This is a genomic window from Dyadobacter psychrotolerans, assembly GCF_004349265.1.
Classification (GTDB): Bacteria; Bacteroidota; Bacteroidia; order Cytophagales; family Spirosomataceae; genus Dyadobacter; species Dyadobacter psychrotolerans.
Genome location: NZ_SMFL01000004.1, coordinates 256,829 through 277,770, shown reverse-complemented (window position 1 = coordinate 277,770; position 20,942 = coordinate 256,829). Strand labels below are relative to the sequence as shown.

Annotated in this window: 16 protein-coding genes; 9 read left to right on the top strand and 7 right to left on the bottom strand. The window is 42.7% G+C overall.

The annotated features are described in order from the left end of the window. Window positions 1-13: 13 nt before the first annotated feature. Together E0F88_RS12815 and E0F88_RS12810 are read left to right on the top strand one after the other, a co-directional pair. Entirely contained in the window at window positions 14-1,120 is a 1,107-nt protein-coding gene (locus tag E0F88_RS12815; RefSeq protein WP_131958653.1) for an NADH:flavin oxidoreductase, read from the top strand. Between the two features lie 161 nt (window positions 1,121-1,281). Beyond that, the gene (locus tag E0F88_RS12810) at window positions 1,282-2,139 is read left to right on the top strand and encodes a hypothetical protein (RefSeq protein WP_131958652.1); all 858 of its coding nucleotides are present in this window, start codon (window positions 1,282-1,284) and stop codon (window positions 2,137-2,139) included. Between the two features lie 105 nt (window positions 2,140-2,244). Here E0F88_RS12810 and E0F88_RS12805 read toward each other — a convergent pair whose 3' ends face one another. Next, window positions 2,245-2,508 (bottom strand): hypothetical protein, encoded by a 264-nt coding sequence (locus E0F88_RS12805; RefSeq protein WP_131958651.1) that lies wholly within the window; start codon window positions 2,506-2,508, stop codon window positions 2,245-2,247. Between the two features lie 589 nt (window positions 2,509-3,097). Here E0F88_RS12805 and E0F88_RS12800 point away from each other — a divergent pair. Continuing rightward, a complete protein-coding gene (locus E0F88_RS12800; protein WP_131958650.1) occupies window positions 3,098-5,236 on the top strand; it encodes a type IA DNA topoisomerase in 2,139 nt (712 codons plus the stop codon). A 9-nt stretch (window positions 5,237-5,245) separates the two neighbouring features. On the opposite strand, the gene E0F88_RS12795 is transcribed toward E0F88_RS12800, so the two are convergent. Continuing rightward, window positions 5,246-5,488, bottom strand: a complete 243-nt coding sequence (locus E0F88_RS12795) for a transcriptional regulator (RefSeq protein ID WP_131958649.1) — start codon at window positions 5,486-5,488, stop codon at window positions 5,246-5,248. Window positions 5,489-5,629: 141 nt separating this feature from the next. On the opposite strand from E0F88_RS12795, the gene E0F88_RS12790 reads away from it, so the two are divergent. Further along, the gene (locus E0F88_RS12790; RefSeq protein ID WP_131958648.1) at window positions 5,630-6,379 is read left to right on the top strand and encodes an SDR family NAD(P)-dependent oxidoreductase; all 750 of its coding nucleotides are present in this window, start codon (window positions 5,630-5,632) and stop codon (window positions 6,377-6,379) included. A 63-nt stretch (window positions 6,380-6,442) separates the two neighbouring features. Here the strand turns inward: E0F88_RS12790 and E0F88_RS12785 are convergent, their stop codons facing one another. The 3 genes from E0F88_RS12785 to E0F88_RS12775 form a co-directional block, all read right to left on the bottom strand. Continuing rightward, a complete protein-coding gene (locus tag E0F88_RS12785; RefSeq protein WP_131958647.1) occupies window positions 6,443-7,609 on the bottom strand; it encodes a Gfo/Idh/MocA family protein in 1,167 nt (388 codons plus the stop codon). Between the two features lie 249 nt (window positions 7,610-7,858). After that, the gene (locus E0F88_RS12780; protein WP_131958646.1) at window positions 7,859-8,680 is read right to left on the bottom strand and encodes a DUF481 domain-containing protein; all 822 of its coding nucleotides are present in this window, start codon (window positions 8,678-8,680) and stop codon (window positions 7,859-7,861) included. 65 nt (window positions 8,681-8,745) lie between these two features. Beyond that, on the bottom strand, window positions 8,746-9,195 hold the full coding sequence (locus tag E0F88_RS12775) for an RpiB/LacA/LacB family sugar-phosphate isomerase (RefSeq protein ID WP_131958645.1): 450 nt from the start codon (window positions 9,193-9,195) through the stop codon (window positions 8,746-8,748). A gap of 102 nt (window positions 9,196-9,297) precedes the next feature. On the opposite strand from E0F88_RS12775, the gene E0F88_RS12770 reads away from it, so the two are divergent. The 3 genes from E0F88_RS12770 (at window position 9,298) to E0F88_RS12760 (ending at window position 14,000) form a co-directional block, all read left to right on the top strand. Beyond that, on the top strand, window positions 9,298-10,095 hold the full coding sequence (locus tag E0F88_RS12770; protein ID WP_131958644.1) for a 5'-nucleotidase, lipoprotein e(P4) family: 798 nt from the start codon (window positions 9,298-9,300) through the stop codon (window positions 10,093-10,095). 32 nt (window positions 10,096-10,127) lie between these two features. Continuing rightward, entirely contained in the window at window positions 10,128-13,517 is a 3,390-nt protein-coding gene (locus E0F88_RS12765; RefSeq protein ID WP_131958643.1) for a DEAD/DEAH box helicase, read from the top strand. Between the two features lie 78 nt (window positions 13,518-13,595). Continuing rightward, window positions 13,596-14,000 carry a VOC family protein gene (locus tag E0F88_RS12760; RefSeq protein WP_131958642.1) on the top strand — a complete coding sequence of 135 codons (405 nt, stop codon included), beginning with the start codon at window positions 13,596-13,598 and terminating at the stop codon, window positions 13,998-14,000. Window positions 14,001-14,042: 42 nt separating this feature from the next. Here the strand turns inward: E0F88_RS12760 and E0F88_RS12755 are convergent, their stop codons facing one another. Further along, window positions 14,043-15,308, bottom strand: coding sequence for an NAD(P)/FAD-dependent oxidoreductase (locus E0F88_RS12755; RefSeq protein ID WP_131958641.1), 1,266 nt, complete (start codon window positions 15,306-15,308; stop codon window positions 14,043-14,045). Window positions 15,309-15,598: 290 nt separating this feature from the next. Here E0F88_RS12755 and E0F88_RS12750 point away from each other — a divergent pair, with 290 nt between their 5' ends. Beyond that, window positions 15,599-16,456, top strand: a complete 858-nt coding sequence (locus E0F88_RS12750; RefSeq protein WP_131958640.1) for an SDR family oxidoreductase — start codon at window positions 15,599-15,601, stop codon at window positions 16,454-16,456. A gap of 48 nt (window positions 16,457-16,504) precedes the next feature. Here E0F88_RS12750 and E0F88_RS12745 read toward each other — a convergent pair whose 3' ends face one another. Further along, window positions 16,505-20,413: a PAS domain-containing hybrid sensor histidine kinase/response regulator gene (locus E0F88_RS12745; protein ID WP_131958639.1), complete on the bottom strand. Its 3,909-nt coding sequence runs from the start codon at window positions 20,411-20,413 to the stop codon at window positions 16,505-16,507. 245 nt (window positions 20,414-20,658) lie between these two features. Here E0F88_RS12745 and E0F88_RS12740 point away from each other — a divergent pair, with 245 nt between their 5' ends. Beyond that, window positions 20,659-20,940, top strand: a complete 282-nt coding sequence (locus E0F88_RS12740) for a DUF427 domain-containing protein (RefSeq protein WP_131958638.1) — start codon at window positions 20,659-20,661, stop codon at window positions 20,938-20,940. Window positions 20,941-20,942 lie beyond the last annotated feature (2 nt).

The window sequence follows — 20,942 nt, the reverse complement described above, 5'->3', positions numbered from 1 at the left end:
AAATAATTAACCTATGAACACTGATAGTCTGTTCAAGCCATTCAGCTTGAAGTCTTTACAATTAAAAAACCGCATTGTCATGGCGCCCATGACACGTTCTTTTTCACCCAATGGCATTCCGACCGATCAGGTTGCGGCGTATTACCGTAAAAGGGCCGAAGGAGAAGTTGGCCTGATTTTGTCAGAAGGCACGGTGATCGATCGTGTTTCATCTTCAAATGATGCAAATATCCCGCATTTTTATGGAGAAACAGCCCTGAACGGCTGGCAAAAAGTAATCGAAAACGTTCATCAGGCTGGCGGGCAAATGGGTCCTCAGATCTGGCATATGGGTATTATGGATAACCACCACTCCGGTTGGCTGCCTTCACAGCCGTTTGAAGGTCCGTCAGGTCTTAACCGGCCCGGATCCGGAAATGGCAGTACGATGACCGACAGTGATATTGCTGATACAATAGCTGCTTTCGGTAAGGCAGCAGCAGATGCCAAGAGGCTGGGCTTCGACTGTCTGGAACTGCACGGCGCTCACAATTATCTGATCGATCAGTTTTTCTGGGAGGCTACCAACCAACGTACCGATATTTTCGGCGGCAAAACTTTGGTGGAAAGAAGCCGGTTTGCGGTTGAAGTGATTAAGGAAGTACGCAAACAGGTTGGAGATGATTTTGCGGTAATCATTCGTCTTTCACAATGGAAACCAGTAGATTACAACTACAAACTAGCCAAAACGCCGAAGGAGATGGAAACGTGGTTGAATCCTCTGGCAGACGCAGGAGTAGATATTTTTCATTGTTCGCAGCGTAGATTCTGGGAACCTGAATTTGAAGGATCTGATCTGAACTTTGCAGGCTGGGCAAAAAAGCTGACCGGAAAATCAACCATCACCGTTGGGTCAGTGGGACTTACCGGCGAATTTTTGGCTGCCTTTGGCGGTGAAAGTTCAGAACCCAGTTCGCTTGATGAGCTTTTGAGAAGAATGGATCGCGGTGATTTTGACCTTGTTGCAGTAGGCCGCCCTTTGCTGGCAGATCCTGAATGGGTAACCAAGATCAGACAAAATCGCACAGATGAACTGAAAGGATTTACCAAAGAGGCACTCACAGAGCTGATCCTGGCCTAAACATTGAATTTTATATTTTGCCAGACACCATTAGCCGCAAGGCTGATGGTGTTTTGTGTTATAAGTAAGAAAATGGACCAGCAGGCTTATTGACATTAATAAAAATCTGGTTTACTTTAATATACTTAAAAGACCCAAGTCACTTCATACAAATCATTGTAATGACCTACATCAAACTCATATTTTTATTTATTCTGATGATGATGGATCGTTGCGGGATCATCTCAAAAAAAGTGATCAGAAGTAATTCGCGATCAGAATTTATCGATAATCAGCCAATTACTATCGACGGAAGCTGGCGACTGTCGGATATGACAGATTCCTTGGATGGAAAACAGAAGGAAAAATCTCAGATTCAGGAAGCAAAGCTGCTATCCTTTTTTCCGGATAGTACTTTTACAGAATTAAAAAGCAGTGGTCTTTATACGACAGGAAAATGGCGCTTTACCGAATCTGATTCAGCCCTGACGATGTTTTACAATAATACAACGAATCATTTCAAAGTGTCCCCCGATCGCGATCAAAGCGGACTTCGCTGGCTTCGTTTGGCTTCTGAAAAGGAAAAACTGGCATATGGTGGCTTTGGCCGTAGTATGAGTCAGTACCGACAAGATCCCTTTTATTTAGCCAATAACCTGTGGCGAAATAAGCCATTCCAAGCTGAAACAAAATCGCAGATAAGAAACAGGCTTACCGCCTACCTTGATCATTCCCTTTTGTTAATGAAAGCTGCCGTGAGTCGCAGACAGCAGATTTTATCCTGGGAATTTTCCAAAGGTATTCTCAAAATTTATGCATCCGGTATCGGAGTGGTTCCGGAAGAGCAAATACCGGAAAGCTGGATTGACTCTTTTCATTCTAAGAAAGATGCACTTATGGCATATGCTATGCTGAAAGAATATCTGCTCACTACAAGCTATAAGGGCTCAGCGACCGGAAATTGGCTTCAAGATGACTGTGACATTTTACAGACTATTGTTCAGGGAATAAAACTCAGGAAAGAAAAGGATCTTCTGTGATATAAAACTCATGTTTTTTACAACAAAAAAAGGGCAGAAATATATCTGTCCTTTTTAACCAATCTCATTCTCTGTTTAAACCTTCTTAATTAAGGCTTGTGTCTGTTACTTCGCAGACTGACTTTTCAACTGAAGTCCTACGATAGCCGCTTTTTGTACTGCATTGTGTTTGTTGGTGTCATTGGTAATCTTTACCGCAACTGGTGCAGGCGTTTCTAGTACAGGAAGTGAAACAGGCAATACGCTGTTTACTACTGAAACTTTTGTTTTTTCTTCTATTGTATGTAGGGACGTATTGTTTGCGTTTGCATATGTAGCGATAGTCATTGCAATCATTGCACCAACTAACATGTTTTTTGTATTTTTCATTGGTCTTGTTATTTACTTGTCTTTTCTTTTGTTGTTCTTAATTGTGATACAAATATACTACATTATTCTGAATGCAAACGTTCAGCACACATTAAAACAAAATAATATTTTGCCAAAAACGATCAAATTACCAAACTGACGTTTTTAATAAATGGTATTTTTCAAATATATAAGATCAAAACTTATGACAAAACCATCGTTTAACGTCAAAAATAATTTTGCAGGTCTCACCTTCCGGTTTGACTTCTTTTATACTTCCACTGTAAACCAAATATTAATAGGCAAAGTTGAGTTCGGTAAGAATTTTATTCGGAGTGCACTTTACCAATACCCTGGTTGGCAAATTTTTTAACACTTTGACTACCTGGTTTTAAAATATTTATTAAAAAAAATTAAAAATATTTTTAGTAACTGTCAATGAGGGCTGATTTTACGGATCAATTTTGCATCAGCCCGATCAAACCGCTTTGATTTTATTGCCGCGACAAGAGAATCCGGTGGCAATCCAAAGAAAAATGATAAACTTTGTCTTCCCATGTTTTAAGAGATTACCGTAACCAGTCACAACAGGATTGGTTTCTTAATGAGTATGAAAGTTTGTATTGCTGAAAAACCGAGTGTAGCAAAAGATATAGCGGCCGTTTTAGGAGCCAGTCAGCGCAGGGATGGATATTTCGAAGGAAATGGTTATCAGGTTACGTGGACATTCGGTCATTTTTGTACCTTAAAAGAACCACATGATTATACTGACCGCTGGAAATCCTGGCGACTGGAAGACCTGCCCATGATTCCTTCCAGCTTCGGCATCAAGCTGATCGACAACGCCGGAGCGCTAAAACAATTTAGTGTAATTGAGAGTCTCGTACAGCATTGTGAAGAAGTGATCAATTGCGGCGATGCAGGCCAGGAAGGCGAACTCATTCAACGCTGGGTACTGTTAAAAGCAAAATGTGCTGTACCTATCAAACGACTATGGATTTCGTCACTTACAGAACAGGCAATCCGCGAAGGTTTTGAAAAACTAAAAGAAAGCGCGCAGTATGACAATTTGTATGCCGCAGGTAGCGCGCGTGCTATTGGCGACTGGCTTCTTGGCATGAACGCGACCCGGCTTTTTACCAAAAAATTCGGACAAGGAAAAGTTGTGCTTTCCATTGGTCGTGTGCAAACCCCTACCCTGGCGCTGCTGGTTCAGCGGCAGAAGGAAATTAACGCCTTTGTATCCGAAGATTACTGGGAGCTGAAAACGCTCTACCGCGAAACAGAATTTACTGCCAACATAGACCGGATAAGAACCGCAGAAAAAGCAGAGAAAGGTCTTGTCTATCTTAAAGAACATCTGTTCGAAATTACATCTTTCGAGAAAAAGGAAGGTAAGGAAGGTAATCCGCGGCTTTTCGATTTAACGTCTTTACAGGTTGAATCAAACAAGAAATACGGATACTCGGCCGAGGATACGCTTAAACACATCCAAAATCTTTACGAGAAGAAGTTCGTAACCTATCCAAGGGTTGACACTACCTACTTATCAGAGGATCTGCATCCTAAGATCGAAGGGATTATGCGCGATTTGACCTATTACAACCAGTACACTGCTTCAATACTTGAAAAGCCCATTCCAAAACTTAAAACCGTTTTTGATGATAAAAAGGTAACCGACCACCATGCTATTATACCAACAGGCGTTTTACCTGCAAACATAAGTCAGGATGAAAAACGAATTTATGACCTGATCGTCCGACGTTTTATTGCCGCTTTTTATCCCGAGTGCCGCGTGTCAAATACCACCGTTTTAGGAAAAGTTGGCCAGGTAGAGTTTAAAGCTACCGGAAAGCAAATTCTTGAACCAGGATGGCGTGCAGTGTATGCAAATGACGCCTCGGCGAAAAAAGATGCCGCAGAGGAGGAGAAGGTAATGCCGAATTTTGAAGTAGGTGAAAGCGGTCCGCATGACCCATGGGTTCACCAGGGTAAAACTTCACCGCCAAAAGCTTACACAGAAGCAACGCTGTTACGGGCCATGGAAACTGCTGGCCGTCAGGTTGACGATGAAGAGATGCGCGAGCTGCTGAAAGACAACGGAATCGGAAGGCCGTCGACGCGTGCCAACATTATCGAGACGCTGTTTAAGAGAAATTATATTGAAAAGAAAAAGAAAAACCTGGTTGCCACGCAGACCGGCATTGATCTGATCGACACCATACAAAACGAACTTCTCAAAAGTGCAGAATTGACAGGAACCTGGGAGAGGAAATTACGCCTGATCGAAAAAGGAGAATATGCCATGGAAACTTTTAAGCAGGAGCTGATCCAAATGGTTGTGGACTTGACAAGAGAAGTAAAAATGAACACCGGACGAATGATTTCGATTGCAGAGGAGAAGACTGATGTTAAAGCAGTTACCGGAGTTAAGGAAGAAAAAGCAAAAAAGACACCCAAACCCAAAGAGCCGAAAGAAGAAATTTCGATCGAGTCGCTAACCTGTCCGAAATGCAAATCATTTCTCCTTAAAAAAGGGCGCACCGCTTATGGATGCGCAAATTTTCAGGCGTGTGGATTCAAAATTCCGTTTGAATTCCTGGGCAAACAACTCAACGATAAAAATGTCTACGATCTTTTGAGCAAAGGCAAAACAGCAAAAATAAAAGGCTTGCTCATCCCCGGAAATCCGGAGCCTGTTAATGCCAGACTGGTCATGAACGGCGAGTTTAATTTTGAGGTAGAATAAAGCAATCCCTTACATAGGATTGTTTGGTGTTTCCACGGACGGAAGTTTAATCGTTATTCCGGAAATCTCACAAAGTGCCAGAAATTGAGTCAGACTTGGAACGGTCTCACCGGAAAATATCTTTTCACCATCTTCTCCGGAGATCCCCGCGCTTGCCAGAACAGTGTCTAAATCCTGACCCTTGGACTCGATAATATCTTTAATCTCTGAAACAATGTGCTTGGCTTGTTGATCAAAATTTGAGCTTTCCATGTTAATAATATTTGATTGTGGCTGATTCGACATGATCCAAAACTGTGCCAATGCCCGGTTATCGTAGCTGATCTTACCATTCAACAAAATACTTGCACGATATTTTAGCACACGAGATAGTCAACTTTAAACAGGATTAACATGCAGTTGTATAAAAATAAGGTAGTTCTCATTACCGGTGCGGCAAGCGGCATTGGCAAAACTGTCGCGCTGACGTATGCGCAGCAAGGTGCGAATTTAGTGATCTGGGACCGGGACGATGAAGGCCTTGCAGACACACAAAAACAGATTCAGCAAACCGGAAGCACGGCACTTTCACTAAAAATCGATCTTACCAATCCCGATGAAATCGTCACCGGGATTAAAACAGCTGCTGAAAAATTCGGGCGTGTCGATATCTTAATTAATAATGCCGGTCTGGGAAAGTCAGCATCCGTCTACGATCTTTCTGTTGACGACTGGGATTATGTAATTAATACAAATCTGAGAGGCACATTTCTTTGCTCCAGAGAAGCTGCCAGAATCATGAAAATGAATAATGGTGGTTTTATCATAAACATCGCTTCCACTAGAGCGCTGATGTCGGAACCCGATACCGAAGCTTATGCAGCATCAAAAGGCGGAATACTGGCGCTGACACACGCGCTTGCTATTTCATTGGGCCCTGATCACATTATGGTAAACGCAATTAGTCCTGGCTGGATTCAGACGGGGGATTACAGCAACTTAAGCCGGACCGATCACCAGCAACACCCTGCGGGACGTGTAGGAAAAACAGATGATATTGCCCGCGCCTGTTTATATCTGACTAATCCGGAAAACGATTTCATTACCGGAACAAACCTGGTGATAGATGGCGGAATGACAAGAAAGATGATATATGCAGAATAAAAAGGGAAGTGTCAAAATGAAAAACACTTTGACACTTCCCTGCCTTTTCAAGTCTATTAGATATTAAGCCTTCAGGCTATGAACGTTCTGAGCATTTTTTTGTGCTTTCAATGCCAGTTCGGTTGCCAGAAAGCAATGCGCCTGAGACATGGCTGTTTCGGTGCGGTTGATCACGTCATCTACCAATTGTTTGCCATACGGAAGTTCTGTCTTGCTACAATCGATATACTGGGTTTCTTTGTTGTTAACCAAAAATAAATGGTTGCCGCCGTCGCGCCCGGCAATGTCGATATTTTTACGGAGTTCAATATAACCTTCTGTCCCCAAAATTGTTAGTCGTCCATCGCCCCAGCTTTTCAGCCCGTCCGGGGTAAACCAGTCAACCCGGATATATCCGCTGCCACCGTCGCCGCGAAGCATTGTATCTCCAAAATCTTCAAATTTGGGATATTGCGGATGGGCTACGTTACCAACCTGAGACGCCACAACTTCTGCCTTTGTTGATCCTGTAAAAAACAAAAACTGGTCAAACTGATGCGATGCGATGTCACAGATAATGCCACCAAAACGTTTTTTGTCAAAGAACCACTCTGGACGCGAATTGGGCGTGATACGGTGGGGACCAAGGCCAATGGTTTGTATTACTTTTCCGATTGCACCTGCCTTTACAAGCTCACCTGCCTTGACGGTTGCACGATTTTCCAAACGCTCGCTATACATAATGGAGTAAATACGCTTGGTTTCCTTTTGTACTTTGCGCACTTCAGCAAGTTGTTCCAGCGAAGTAATCCCGGGTTTGTCCGACATGTAGTCTTTTCCGCTTTTCATCACCCGAACGCCCAGCGGTGCTCTCTCATCGGGAATGCCGGAACTTAACACCAACTGAACGGATTTGTCATCCAATATTTCTTTCTCACTGGCGGCCTGCTTCACCTGCGGATAACGCTTCGTAAAAGCCGCGGCCAGATCTGTTTCTTTTGCATAAAATGAAACAAGTTCTCCACCGCCTCTTACAACGGCTTCAACCTGACCGTAAATATGGCCATGGTTAATTCCGATGACCGAAAATTTTATTCTTGGTGCCACAATTTGTTCCTGTTCTTCTGTAAATGTCTCATTGGCAACAGATGCAATCGCTTCTGATGGCAACGTTGGTAACATAAGCAGGCTTGCAGCTGTGGTTACAGAGTTTTTGATAAACTTGCGGCGATTGTCGTTTGACTCTCTCATGTTTGTGGTTAAAGAAATGTATGCTGGGATAAAGCGTATAATACCTCAGATATAATCATCGATTTAAGAACAAGACATAAAATTCACGGAATCTCCCTTACAAATATAATTTAGGGTAAAGGGATTGGGGCATGGGAAATCGGGGTCGGCAAGTGCTTTGAAATTCAATTTATTTTTTTGAACAAAATTCGTCACAAACTCTCCTGTTTCTTCTTGTCATTTAGGTTTTGTGGAGATTTTCTACGGTTTTTACTTATTGCCGATTGAAATACCGAACGTCAGTCGCGAATCGTTTTTCTTACGTGTTGCTTCCACAACACTTTCAAAAGAATTTTCAAAACTCGTTCTCAGCGTCACAAACTTATTCAGGGGCAACTCGACAGAAAAGATCGTATTCCATCTCAAATTGGAAAGATCATTGAGTGCGGGCTGTATAAAGGTGATGTGGTTAAACCTGATTTTATCCTGCAGCAATGAATGTTTACCCTTGACCCGAAAAGAATTCCTCAGCGTAGTCACGGTTGGGAGCTCAACAAAATTAGTAGACTCAAACAATATCGCATTGGTCAGGGACAGGTCGTTATTGGCACTCTTCATCAGCCGGTAACCGATCCCGGCTCCTCCCATTTGCCGAAGTCTGATTCTGCGTAAATTGCTGGTTTCCAAAATCCCCAGGCCAAAAACGTATGTTTTTTTCTTCTTAAAAACATCCACAAACAAATCGACATAGCTGTCTCTTTCTGCCAGAATCCCGCTTTGTTTGCCATAGGTAAATCTTGGATTTGTCGCGATAGATATCACAGGGCCACTAAACAGCAATTCAGCACGTAAGACCACCAGGCTGCGGTTGACATTACCCCTTGTAAAATTGCCGTCACCTATAAAACGATAACGGACCGTATCGATCAGCACCTGTTTCGGCTTTGGAATGCTATCCAACACAGAAAGTGAATCAGAAGGAACAGAGCGCGCTGAATCTGCTACGGGCTGCTGGGCCTGCACGTATTGCGTTAAACAAAGCAAAAACAATAAGAGCAGCTTAATTGTGTGGTGGCAAAAAATATATTTCATTAAAATTTCCCGCAAAATAATAATGCCACCCGATCGGATGGCATTGAAAGTGAAGGCCTGTTTTTTTACTTTTCGCCTTCGAGCTTCGCCACCTTTGCCAAACGTCGCAGATGCCGCTCCTCTGCGGTAAATTCAGCTTTTAAAAATGCGATAGCCAGTTCCTGTGCAGCCATGGTGCCCGTTACCCGTCCGCCCAGACAAAGCATATTCAGATTATCATCTTCCACACCCTGATGCGCCGAGAAGTGATCATTGATCAGCGCGGCTCTTACGCCGGTAAGTTTGTTGGCTGCAACAGAAGCGCCTACCCCGCTTCCGCAGACAGCGATGCCACGATCCACCTCACCTGCAACAATTGCCTTTCCAAGCGGAATAACAAAATCGGGATAGTCATCTTTCGAATCCATTTGAAAGGCGCCAAAATCCTGAACCTGATAGCCAATTGAGCTTAAAAATGTTTTAAGATTCTCCTTTAATTCGTATCCGCCGTGGTCTGCTGCGATTCCTATTTTCATGATTTCTGTTTTATTTCAAATTGATTTCTCTACACCCCGCACCTGCTTCGGCACTGTGCAATTTCGTTAATTTTATTAGTTTTTTATGCCTTACTTTGTCTTATGAAAAAATGTTTTATCCTACTTGCAGTGCTGATTGCCGGATGTACGACTGCAAAAATACCCCAATCGCCGCCTGCAGCTCAAAATATTACCGCTAACGGCAAGTTATTGGCTTCACTTTTTCAACAGCGGGCTGCCGAGTATCAGGCGCTATGTTTTCAGGCTTACAACCTGGCCAAAATAAGACTGGATCAGGCTTTGCTGCTGACACATAACAAACCCCTTGCAATCGTAACCGACATTGACGAGACCGTCCTGGATAATAGTCCATACGATGTAAAACAATCTTTGGTTGGTAAGGATTATGAACAAAAATCCTGGGAGGAATGGACCGCCCTCGCCAAGGCTGATACTGTTCCCGGAGCCAGGTCATTTTTAAAGTATGCTTCTTCAAAAGGTGTAAAAATATATTACCTTACTAACCGTGCTGAAACAGAACGAAAAGGCACACTGGCCAATTTGGTCCAGAAGGATTTTCCGGATGCGGTTAATGAACAGCTCATTTTAAAAGGAGCGGTCTCCTCCAAGGAACCGCGTCGTCAGGCCATCGCCGAAAAGTATGATATTGTCATGCTGATCGGTGATAACTTAGGTGACTTCAGCGTTTTGTTTGATAAAAAAACTTCAGAGGAAAGAGCAAAAAACACGATTGCATCTGCTTCTGAATTCGGAAAGCGCTTTATTGTTTTGCCAAATCCTGTCTATGGAGACTGGGAAAATTCACTTTATAAATACAATTACAACTTTACGCCGGCTCAGAAAGATTCTGTTATCAAAAGCGTTTTGAAGAGTTATTAAATATTAAAACTAATCTCCCAGAGAAATCGCGAATGCTGAACAGTCAAACAAACGATGGATCGTTCTCAGAACTGCATGATTTTGTTTTTGTAAATCTTACGGTTTCTGCATTGACTAACAGCCATTTGCTGCAACACAGTGCCCAGCTTCCGGAGACAGAAAGCCGCGGCTATTTTGATCTGCAGCCAAAATTCATCGGTATCGACGATGCAGTTTTCAATATTCAGTCGGGTTTTGCTGATACAATAGAAGTAACTGTAAATCAAACCGGCAAGGATCTTCACCTGCATTGTGAATGTAGAATACCTAAGAAGAAACTTTGCGAACATCAGACACGTGTACTTTACAACCTGATGGACCGAAAAGACCTGCGGGCTTTTTTTGATAAAAAAACAAGAATTGAAAAGATAAAACCAGTAGCTGCTGAATACGGACTGGAAAACGAGCCGGATGTTGATCTTTACTTTGAGCTGGAGTATGCAAACCGGACACTGACTGTAAAACCGCGAAAAAAAGAGCTGCTTGCTGTCAACCCGGCTTCGGTAACGCTTTTGGAGAACCAGCTGCTGCCAATCAAATCATTGCATTTGCAAAATGCGCAGGAGACGGCAGAAAAGTCAAAAATGATTGTCGTCATCGGTCAGCATAAATATTACGATCAGTTTTACATTTCTCTATTTGAAGCGCAGACAACCAAGGACGGCAAAATCAAAAATCCGCTAAACCTGGTTAATCCGCTTGATATTTTATGGAATGTGGATGATGCCGAACAGCTTAAATTTCTTTCTGCTGTTGCCAGATTTCAAAATCACCATCGTGAGAAAAAACCGGAGACGGATCTGGAAGGCTTAAAGTCGATCGTCAAAAATCCCTCTCAACTGGAGTTCTACTATCATAATTTAGCCGCTTCGGAAAACATAAGCGCATCCTCGCTGGAACCGGTCAGGATCGTCAGGACCTATCTTGATCTTCATATTAACGTAGATCAAAAGGATCAGTTTTACGAAGTTTCAGGCAAGCTGCTGCTGGCTGAAAAAACTTTAGATCTGGAAAAATTACTGCTTCGCTACGACTACTTCGTTTTCGCCCAGGATACGCTTTATCTGATCGACAATCCTGATGTGCTTCAGGTAATCTCGTTTTTCAAAAAACACCACCAGAAAATAATCATCTTTCATGCCAAATTTGAAGAGTTCAGAACCACTGTGCTTTCTAAGCTGGAAGATAAGATCAGGCTGACCTATTCTTTTTTGAAACCGGCGACGGAAATACAAAGGGAAGAAAATGGCTTTAATGACGCCGTGCAAAAGATTATTTATTTGGAAGATTTTGGCAATTATGTACTGATCACACCGGTAATGAAATACGGAGGCGTGGAGGTATCGGTTTTTTCAAAAAAGCAAATTTACTCAACCGATAATCATGGCTATCCTTTTACGGTCGAAAGGGATCAGGATGAAGAGCTCCGCTTTTCAACTTCTCTGACAAGGCTTCATGCTGATTTTCAGGATCAGCCGGAACGACATTTCTTCTACCTGCATAAAGACATTTTCCTGAACGAAGAATGGTTCCTGGATACTTTTGAGGAGTGGAAAAATCAGAATGTTCAGGTTTTAGGTTTTAACAAACTAAACAAAAACAAGCTCAATTCTAATAAGCCCAAGATCACAATCCATGTTGTGAGCGGTATTAACTGGTTTGATACAACTGCCAGCGTTCAGTTTGGAAAGCAAAAAGTCACATTAAAACATTTGCATAAAGCCGTTAAAAATAAAAGTAAATACATTGCTCTCGACGACGGTACAATGGGAATTTTACCAGCTGAGTGGATTGAAAAATTTGCCAGCTATTTTGATTCCGGCGAAGTTACCGGCGAGACGATAAGGACGTCAAAAATTAATTTTGCCAGCATTGGCGAAATGTATGAGGCAGAACTGTTGAGCAAAGAGGTACGCGAACAAATTGGGTTTTACAAGTCCAGATTTGCCGATTTCGATTCAATTCAGGATGTTGCAGTTCCCGGCGAGCTGAATGCTACATTGAGGGATTACCAAAAAGAAGGTTTGAACTGGCTGAATTTTCTTGATGACTTTGGCTTCGGCGGTTGTCTGGCTGATGATATGGGACTTGGCAAAACTTTGCAGATTATCGCTTTTGTTCTTTCCCAAAGAAAAAAGCAATCGTTTAATACGAACCTTATCGTCGTGCCAACTTCTTTGATTTTCAACTGGCGGGCGGAAGTTGAGAAGTTTGCACCAAGTATTAGAGTACTAACCATATATGGTTCCGGGCGGGTGAAAGATGTCAATGACTTTGGCAACTACGAAATCATCCTGACCTCTTACGGTACATTGCTTTCCGATATTAATTTTCTAAAAAAATATACCTTCAATTATATTTTCCTGGATGAATCGCAGGCGATAAAAAATCCGGATTCACAGCGTTACAAAGCAGCCCGTTTACTTGCTGCCAGAAACAGGATCGTACTGACCGGAACGCCTGTCGAAAACAACACTTTTGATCTTTACGGACAGCTTTCATTTGCATGCCCTGGGCTTTTGGGAAATAAGATTCAGTTTCAAAATCACTACTCTACCCCAATTGACCGTTTCCACGACCAGGACCGGGCAAGAGATCTGCAAAGGAAGATAAGTCCTTTTGTGTTAAGAAGGACTAAAAAGCAGGTAGCCAAAGAGCTTCCGGATAAAACCGAGATGGTGCTCTACTGCGAAATGGGCGAAGAACAGCGGAAGGTTTATAACGCCTATGAAATGGAATTCTTTAATTTTCTGAATACAAAAAGTGAACTGGACATTCCAAGAGAAAGCCTGCATGTTTTGCAGGGACTCACCAAGCTGCGCCAGATCTGCGATTCGCCGGCTTTGCTCAACGACGATTTGTACTATGGAAACGCGTCAGCAAAAATTGATGTGCTGATCGAACAGATCGAAAACAAATCGCCGCAGCATAAAATCTTGGTTTTCTCCCAATTCGTTACCATGCTTGATCTGATAAAAGAGCAGCTGTTAGCGCGCAATATAACTTTTGAATACCTCACAGGGCAAACCAAAGACAGGGCCGCAAGAGTTGACAATTTCCAAAACAATGAAAATGTCCGGGTTTTTCTGATTAGTTTGAAAGCAGGTGGAACCGGACTGAATCTGACCGAGGCGGATTATGTGTACCTGGTCGACCCATGGTGGAACCCGGCAGTGGAAAACCAGGCAATCGACCGAAGCTACCGGATCGGGCAAAAGAAAAATGTTATTGCAGTCAGAATGATCTGCCCCAATACCATTGAAGAAAAGATCATGACCATGCAGGAATCTAAAAAAGATCTGGCCGAAGACCTGGTCAAAACAGACGTTTCGATTTTAAAATCACTCTCTAAAAAAGATCTGCTGGAACTTGTAAACAGATAAAATAAATTCAGCGCTGCTGACATAAGGCTGTCACGCAGCTGCTCTTCCTTTGTGTCATTCAAACAAATGACATCTATTATGAATTTTTCCGCAGTCCGCATTATTACCGCAGACATCAACCGTCTCGTTGATTTTTATGGGCAAATCACCGGCTTGCCGGTAACAAGGTTTACTGACGATTTTGCCGAAATCCGTACGCCACTGGCAACGCTTGCTATTGGAAGTATACGCACGCTTGCATTTTTTGGAGGAAACGATGTAGCCAGTGCAGCAAATAACCGCTCAGTTATAATAGAATTTCGTCTCGATGATGTGGATGATGCATATCAGCGATTAACAGGTTTTCTTGCAGACCGTGTTGTTCAGAAACCGACGACTATGCCATGGGGTAACCGCTCGCTGCTAATGAGAGATCCTGATGGTAATCTGGTTAACTTTTTTACACCACTCACGCAGGAAGCACTTGAACGGTTTTCTGAATGAAATAAACCATGGGCAATACTGCTCAGGGTTACGCCGGCAAAATTACTTGTCCGGCTTAGTTTCGATAATAAATCTAAGCGACTGGTCGCGTGTAAAAAAAGCTACGAGCCAATTGTAGAAAGTTTTAACCTGGTTCCGATATCTGATAAGCGAGAACAGATGTACAAAGAGCCACATAAAATACGCTATAAATCCCTTGAAATGAATGTTTCCAGGCAAGTCAGCCACAGCCTTGTTGACACCAATAATTGCCATGGTTCCCTTATCGGTGTAGGAGAATAATTTTTGTTCTTTCTTTTCAGCGATTCTTTCAAGATTTTCGGACAGATTTTTGGCTTGCTGAATGGCTACCTGCGCCAGTTGGGGATGCCCCTGCGGAAATTTTTCATCTGCGGTCATAAAACAGATATCCCCTATCGCATAAATATTTCTCATGCCATTAACCAGGTTATATCCGTCGACCATTACACGTTTTCCTTTACCTAAAACCTCCTTGGGCAATCCTTCAAGATTGGTAGCAGTTACTCCAGAGGTCCAGATCAGTGTTTTTGTCTCAATTGTGTTTCCGTTGTCAAAAGTAACCACGTCGTCTACATAGTCTTTCACTGCATGATTTAATAACACGTTTATTCCTAACCCCTTTAATTTATGCAGCGTTTGCTCCTGCGATTTTTTTGTCATCGGGTTTAAAACAACCGGCAGCGCGTCTACCAGATAGACCTGCGCTTCTTCCCTTTTCAACTCCGGGTAATCTTTTTTAAAGATACTTCTGTTCATTTCTGCCAGCATCCCGGAAACCTCTACACCCGTTGGCCCGGCTCCGGCAACCACAATCGTCAGCAGCTTTTTTCTTTCTAGCTCATCGCTAGTCCTGGTGGCTTTTTCTTTATTCATCAAAACATGGTTTCTTAAAACCAATGCATCCTGTACTGTTTTCATTGGCACCGAGTTCTTCTTTACATTTTCCATACCAAAAAAATTACTTTCAGTTCCGGTAGCGAAAACCAGATAATCATAAAAAAGCTCACAAGAGTCTGTTTCAATTTTGTTCAATTCAGGAATTACCCGTTTGAATTCGCCGAGGCTGAATCGGAGATTATTTTTGTCCTGGAAAAATTTGCGAAACGGATAACTGATATTGGAAGCTTCCAGAAAACCGGTAGCGACCTGATAGAGCAGAGGCGGAAAAAAGTTATAATTATTTTTGTCGACCAATGTTATTTCAAACGTTTTATTCTTAGAGAGTTTTTGCGCCAGGTTGATTCCGGCAAATCCCCCGCCAACAATGATTACTCTTTTGGTTTCCATATCTGTCATAAGTTAACAAGCATCCTATAAAAAGGAACACGCCATGGCGCCCCAGACCGATGTTTGTATCATTATAATTATGCCTTTAAACATCAGGAACTGATAAAAAACGGGAAAAGAGCTGAATTCGTCGATGGTTTAGCCGGTTGAGAAATTCTTTACTCAATTTTCCGCAGGTACCTATCCAGAGTTAATACCCTACAATAACCATTTCGGTTGGTTTAGGCTATGGCATCATTGTTTCCAACCATGCGGCAAGAAAATTTTTACGCCATTTAAATGATAAAACCATGAAATTTGAAATAGAAACAAAAGGGCAAACCCAAAGCAAACAGCCTGGCATTGAAGAAGCAATGAACCCGGAACCTGTTGTAATTCGCGAAAATTACCGGGGAAGCGGAAAACTTGAAGGTAAAACAGCTTTGATAACAGGAGGCGATAGCGGCATCGGTAGATCGGTTGCCGTTCATTTTGCTCGTGAGGGAGCGAATGTTGCAATTGGCTATCTGGATGAGGATCAGGATGCGTTAAAGACCAAGGAGCTTGTGGAAGCAGAGGGAAAAAGCTGTCTTCTGATCATGGGAGATGTAAGAGACGAGACCTTCTGTAAAGAAATGGTTGAAAAGACCGTTGCCGAGTTTGGACAATTAAACATTCTGGTAAATAATGCTGCCGAGCAGCACCCGAAGGAAGATATAGGTGATATATCTTCTCAACAGCTTACTAAAACGTTTCAAACAAATATTTTTTCATTTTTTTATATCACGCAGGCAGCATTGCCGCATTTAAAAGAAGGTGATACAATTATAAACACAACTTCTGTAACGACATATCACGGCAGTCCCGCTTTGCTTGACTATTCGTCAACAAAGGGCGCAATCGTTGCATTTACAAGATCACTGTCAGGAAATCTGGCTGAAAAGGGCATTCGTGTAAACGCCGTAGCACCAGGTCCTATCTGGACGCCACTGATTCCGTCGACCTTTACGCCTGAAAAAGTAGAGAAATTCGGAAAAGATACGCCTCTGAAACGGCCGGGCCAGCCTTGCGAGGTGGCACCAAGTTATGTGTTTTTGGCCAGTGAAGATTCGACCTATTTCAGCGGCCAGGTACTGCATCCAAACGGAGGACAGGTAGTTAACGGATAATACAAATAAGTCAACAAAAAGCGAGCGGCAGCATCCTGACCGCTCATTTTAGTTTAATAACCACTTTCGAATTGTTTTTTCGAGCGTATCTTTTAAAACCGGTTTGGTCAAATAGTCGTCCATTCCTGCGGCTATACACTTCTCGCGTTCGCCCTTGACAATCCCGGCAGTTAAAGCTATGATCGGTGTTCTGTGACCTGTTTCGAGTTTCCTGATCTTAATTGCTGCTTCATATCCATTCATTTCAGGCATTTGAATATCCATAAATATCAGGTCAGGCTTTTGCCGTACGAATGCTTCCACCGCTAGCACTCCATTCACAGCTTCAATCAGGTTAATGTTTGGTAAAATTTTCCCAAGCATTGTCCTGACTAAAAGCATATTTATCATATGATCTTCGACGACTAAAATGGTATAATTTTCCGTTATTGGCCACTGATCTGATTGGATTTTATTGCCAGGTTTGGCATTTGCATCCATATTTCTGTCAAAATCCAGATCACCCAATGCGCGAAAAAGCTGCTGTATTTTGACTGGTTTAACCAGCCGGGCCTGCACGCCCTGCTCTTCTCCGGTGTGAACCAGCATCTCCTCTTCTGACGACCTGTTCAGCAGAATGACCGGAAGGTAATAACCTATGCTGCTTTTAAGGTAACTGATCGTCTGAAGACCATCCATATCAGGCATATGGTAATCCATCAGGACAACATCGTAATTCTGGCCGGATTCAATGCGATCAATGGCCTGTCTGCCGCCGGAGACAAAGTCAGCCTCAATATTTTTATTGCTGAGCATCCGTTTGAGTATTCTTCCATTACTTACGTTATCGTCAACGATCATCACCCGTCTGATACGATCCGAATTTAACCAGACAAACTCCTGTTCATCTTCTACGGGCTTGAAATCAACATCAAAATAGAAAAGGCTCCCTACCCCTGCAGTGCTTTCCAAACAAAGCCGGGAATTCATCATGGCAAGTAGATTACTTGAAATGTTGATTCCCAAACCAGTCCCGCCGAAACGCTTGGTTGTAGACGAATCCTCCTGCTCGAATGCTTCAAAAATCTTTTGCTGGTTTTGCAACTCAATCCCTATACCTGTATCTCGGACCGAAAATCTAAATGTATGGGTATTGTCCGCTTTTACTGAGATTACCTCTACTTTAAGTTCTATTTCACCACTTGGTGTAAATTTGACAGCATTACTCATCAGATTTAGCAAGATTTGTTTTAACCTGACTGAGTCTGTATGAATAAAATGAGGTATGTCAGAAGATATATCAAGCAAAATTTCCAAATCCTTTTGATGTGCCTGATAAGTTACCAAGTCAGCAACCTGGCCGCACAGTTCAAGCAAATCGGTTTTTTCCCAAACCAGCTCTAACTTTCCCGCCTCTATTTTAGAGAAATCAAGGATGTCATTGACAATCTCCAGCAGGGAATTTGCAGACTGCAAGACCATGGACATATACTGCCGCTGTGTGTCGTCCAGTCTTGTCTTTAAGAGTAAATCCGTAAAACCAATTATTCCATTTAAAGGTGTTCTGATTTCATGGCTCATATTTGCCAGGAATTCAGATTTCAATTTGTTGGCAGCTTCTGCATGTTCCCGCGCTTCACTCAATTGCAACTCTGCCATTTTACGGGCAGTAATATCCCTGACAACCGCCTGCATCACTTTCTGACCATTGATATCAATGACATTCAATAGCACTTCGCTGATAAACTCTTCTTCAACATCATCAGTTCTGCGTATGAATGACCACTCCGCACTCAGACTCCCTTGCTGGTAGGCTGTAGCGATGTGACGTTTAGATAGTACGTCCGACTCTTCACCATTGGGCTGATGCAGCGGAAACATACTACACAAAAGTAACGGCTCCGAGTTAGGGTCTCTCTCAATATTAAACATTTTGAGCGCAGCTTCGTTACAGTCCAGAAACCCGTTCTGATCGAATAACACGACTGCATCACTTGTCGAATCGTATAAACTTCTGAACTTCGCTTCTGACCTTAGCAGCTTATCTTCTGCCTGCTTTCTGTGTGTGATGTTTTGGAGATAGCCGTGCCACATCACGCTGTTTTCCAAACGTTCGGGCAACGACTCACCTCTGAGCCAGGTAACCTGATTTTCCGGAATCAGTACTCGGAAATCTTCTTCCCATTTTTCCAAATCCTGAGCGGATTTATAAATAGATTTCACAAAACCGTTAACATCGTCGGGATGAATCAGAGACAGTAAATGGGCCCGGTCAAAATTTAAATCCTTTAAACTGGGGAGATAATCTTTTGTCAATCCGCTTGAAAAATAAGGAAAGTTTATTTTGCCATCATCAAAAAGCTGAAACTGGTACAACGAACCGGGAGCCTGATTTGTCAGTTTTTGAAGCAGTTCAGCCGACTGTGACAGCTTGTTTTCTGCTTCCTTGCGCTGGGTAATATCCTGAAAACTTCCATAAAGGCGGATGCATTTTCCATCATGAAATTCGGAAGCGCCCATGATTCGGCCCCAAATTTCATTGCCTCTTGCAGTAATCATTTCCAACTCCATATCATAGCTCCCACCATTGGCCAGACTCTCCCGAATAGCCATCTCCATTTTTTCACGCCCAGGACCTTCTTTGTAAAATAGCATCGCTGTGGCCATGGTAGGCTCAAAGTCGGGTTCTACCTCATGAATTTCTTTTGTAACCGAAGTCCAGTAAATTTTTTCATCTTTTAAAGAATACTCCCATCCTCCTACCCGGGCAACACTGTTGGTTTGTTCCAGCATCTCTCTGGTGCGTTTGAGCTCAAGGTCCGATCTTTTTCTCGCCGAAATGTCCCGCATTACCGCAATAAGATTAGTACAGGCGCCGTTGGCATCGAACACAGAAGTCACGGTAAGCTCAACCCAGAAGGCGATGCCGGCTCTGCTTGACATCCTGATTTCATCATGCATCACATCAGGGTTACACAAAACCTTTTCAAGACACCCCACCACCTGCGGTTTTGCATCTGAATCCTCTATAACATCTAAGAGCTTTCTGCCTGTTATTTCAAATTCATCATATCCGGTCTGAGCCTTAAATGCATCATTTACCCAGGCAATTTCTCCTTTCTCATTCGTGATCAGGATTAAATCCCGGGTAGCAGAGGCCACCAAAGCCAATTCACGAAGTTTCTGTTCAGAGTTTTTTAAGCGCGTAATATCATGGCTGGTGAGTATAATTTCTCCGCTTTCAGAATCTATCTTTGCCGTCGTCAGACTCCACGACCAACTGCCGTCTTTGTGAAGGATACGGTGCTCAATTCCGGGGAGCGCAACGCCGCTGGTGACAGTGTCCTGTAATGTTTTTAGACAAATTTCCAGATCATCAGGATGTACAAAAGGAATAAATGATTTACCAAGCGTCTCATCAATTTCATATCCATAGATTTCCGTCCAGCTTCGGGAAGCATAGAGAAACAGTCCTTCCGGGCTGATTATGATCAGAACGTCCCGCATATTGGCAAGCAACATCTCGGGATCGCGCCAGCGATAAATGGCTTCATTATCTTGTAGCTTCTGCTCGGGTATTGGCTCATTTTCATCAGCATGACCAAATTTTACTGCCAAAAGAATAATATTGTCTGCAATACCGCCAGCTGCAGAGCCAAGGACTTCTGTTTTTATTGCCAGTGACAGTCCGCTCTCTTTATTCTTGTAGTGGAATTTTTCGCTTACCAGAAGACCCAAACCTGCTTGTAAAACTTTTCTGATCTCATTAAGTTTATGGAGAAAATCATCGGGCAGTCTGGTTTGCTCTTGGTAGTCTGATCCGTAAAGCGTTCTTAATAATGTTTTGTCTGCCCAATAATTTCCGTCAATTCCCGTATCCGATACCAACAGTCCGTCAACCGCAAACGCTCTTATAAAATCATATAAATATTCATCTCCTTGCAGTCTCGCAAACAGCTCACCCCTAAGATAATTCATGGATTTGGGTTAGGAAAAATGTTTTCCTTTACGTTAAGTTTCTTTCCGCAGGCAATATAGTTTTTTTAAATATCGGTTACAAAGATGTTATTGGTTACTTGCAGATTCCTGACTGGTATTTAAGTTGCTTTGCAGAGCTCTGTGTATTCATTATTTTTTCAGCCGGACAGCATATGTTAACTGCACAACTTTTTATTCCGGCATGCTTTTCATAGACATTAAATAAAAATTAATCCTGCGTTTTCATGAAAGCTATTTGGAATAACGAGGTCATTGCTGAAAGTGATGATACGATTGTAATAGAAAATAACCACTATTTCCCTGCCGACTCGGTAAAAAAAGAATATTTGCGCGACTCCGAAACGCACACAATCTGTCCATGGAAGGGAGAGTGTTCCTACTATACGCTGGAAGTTGGCGGAAAAACCAATAAAGACTCTGCGTGGTACTACCCTGAAACAAAATACGCAGCGGAAAATATCCGGGGATACATCGCTTTCTGGAAAGGTGTAAAAATTGAAAAGTAACC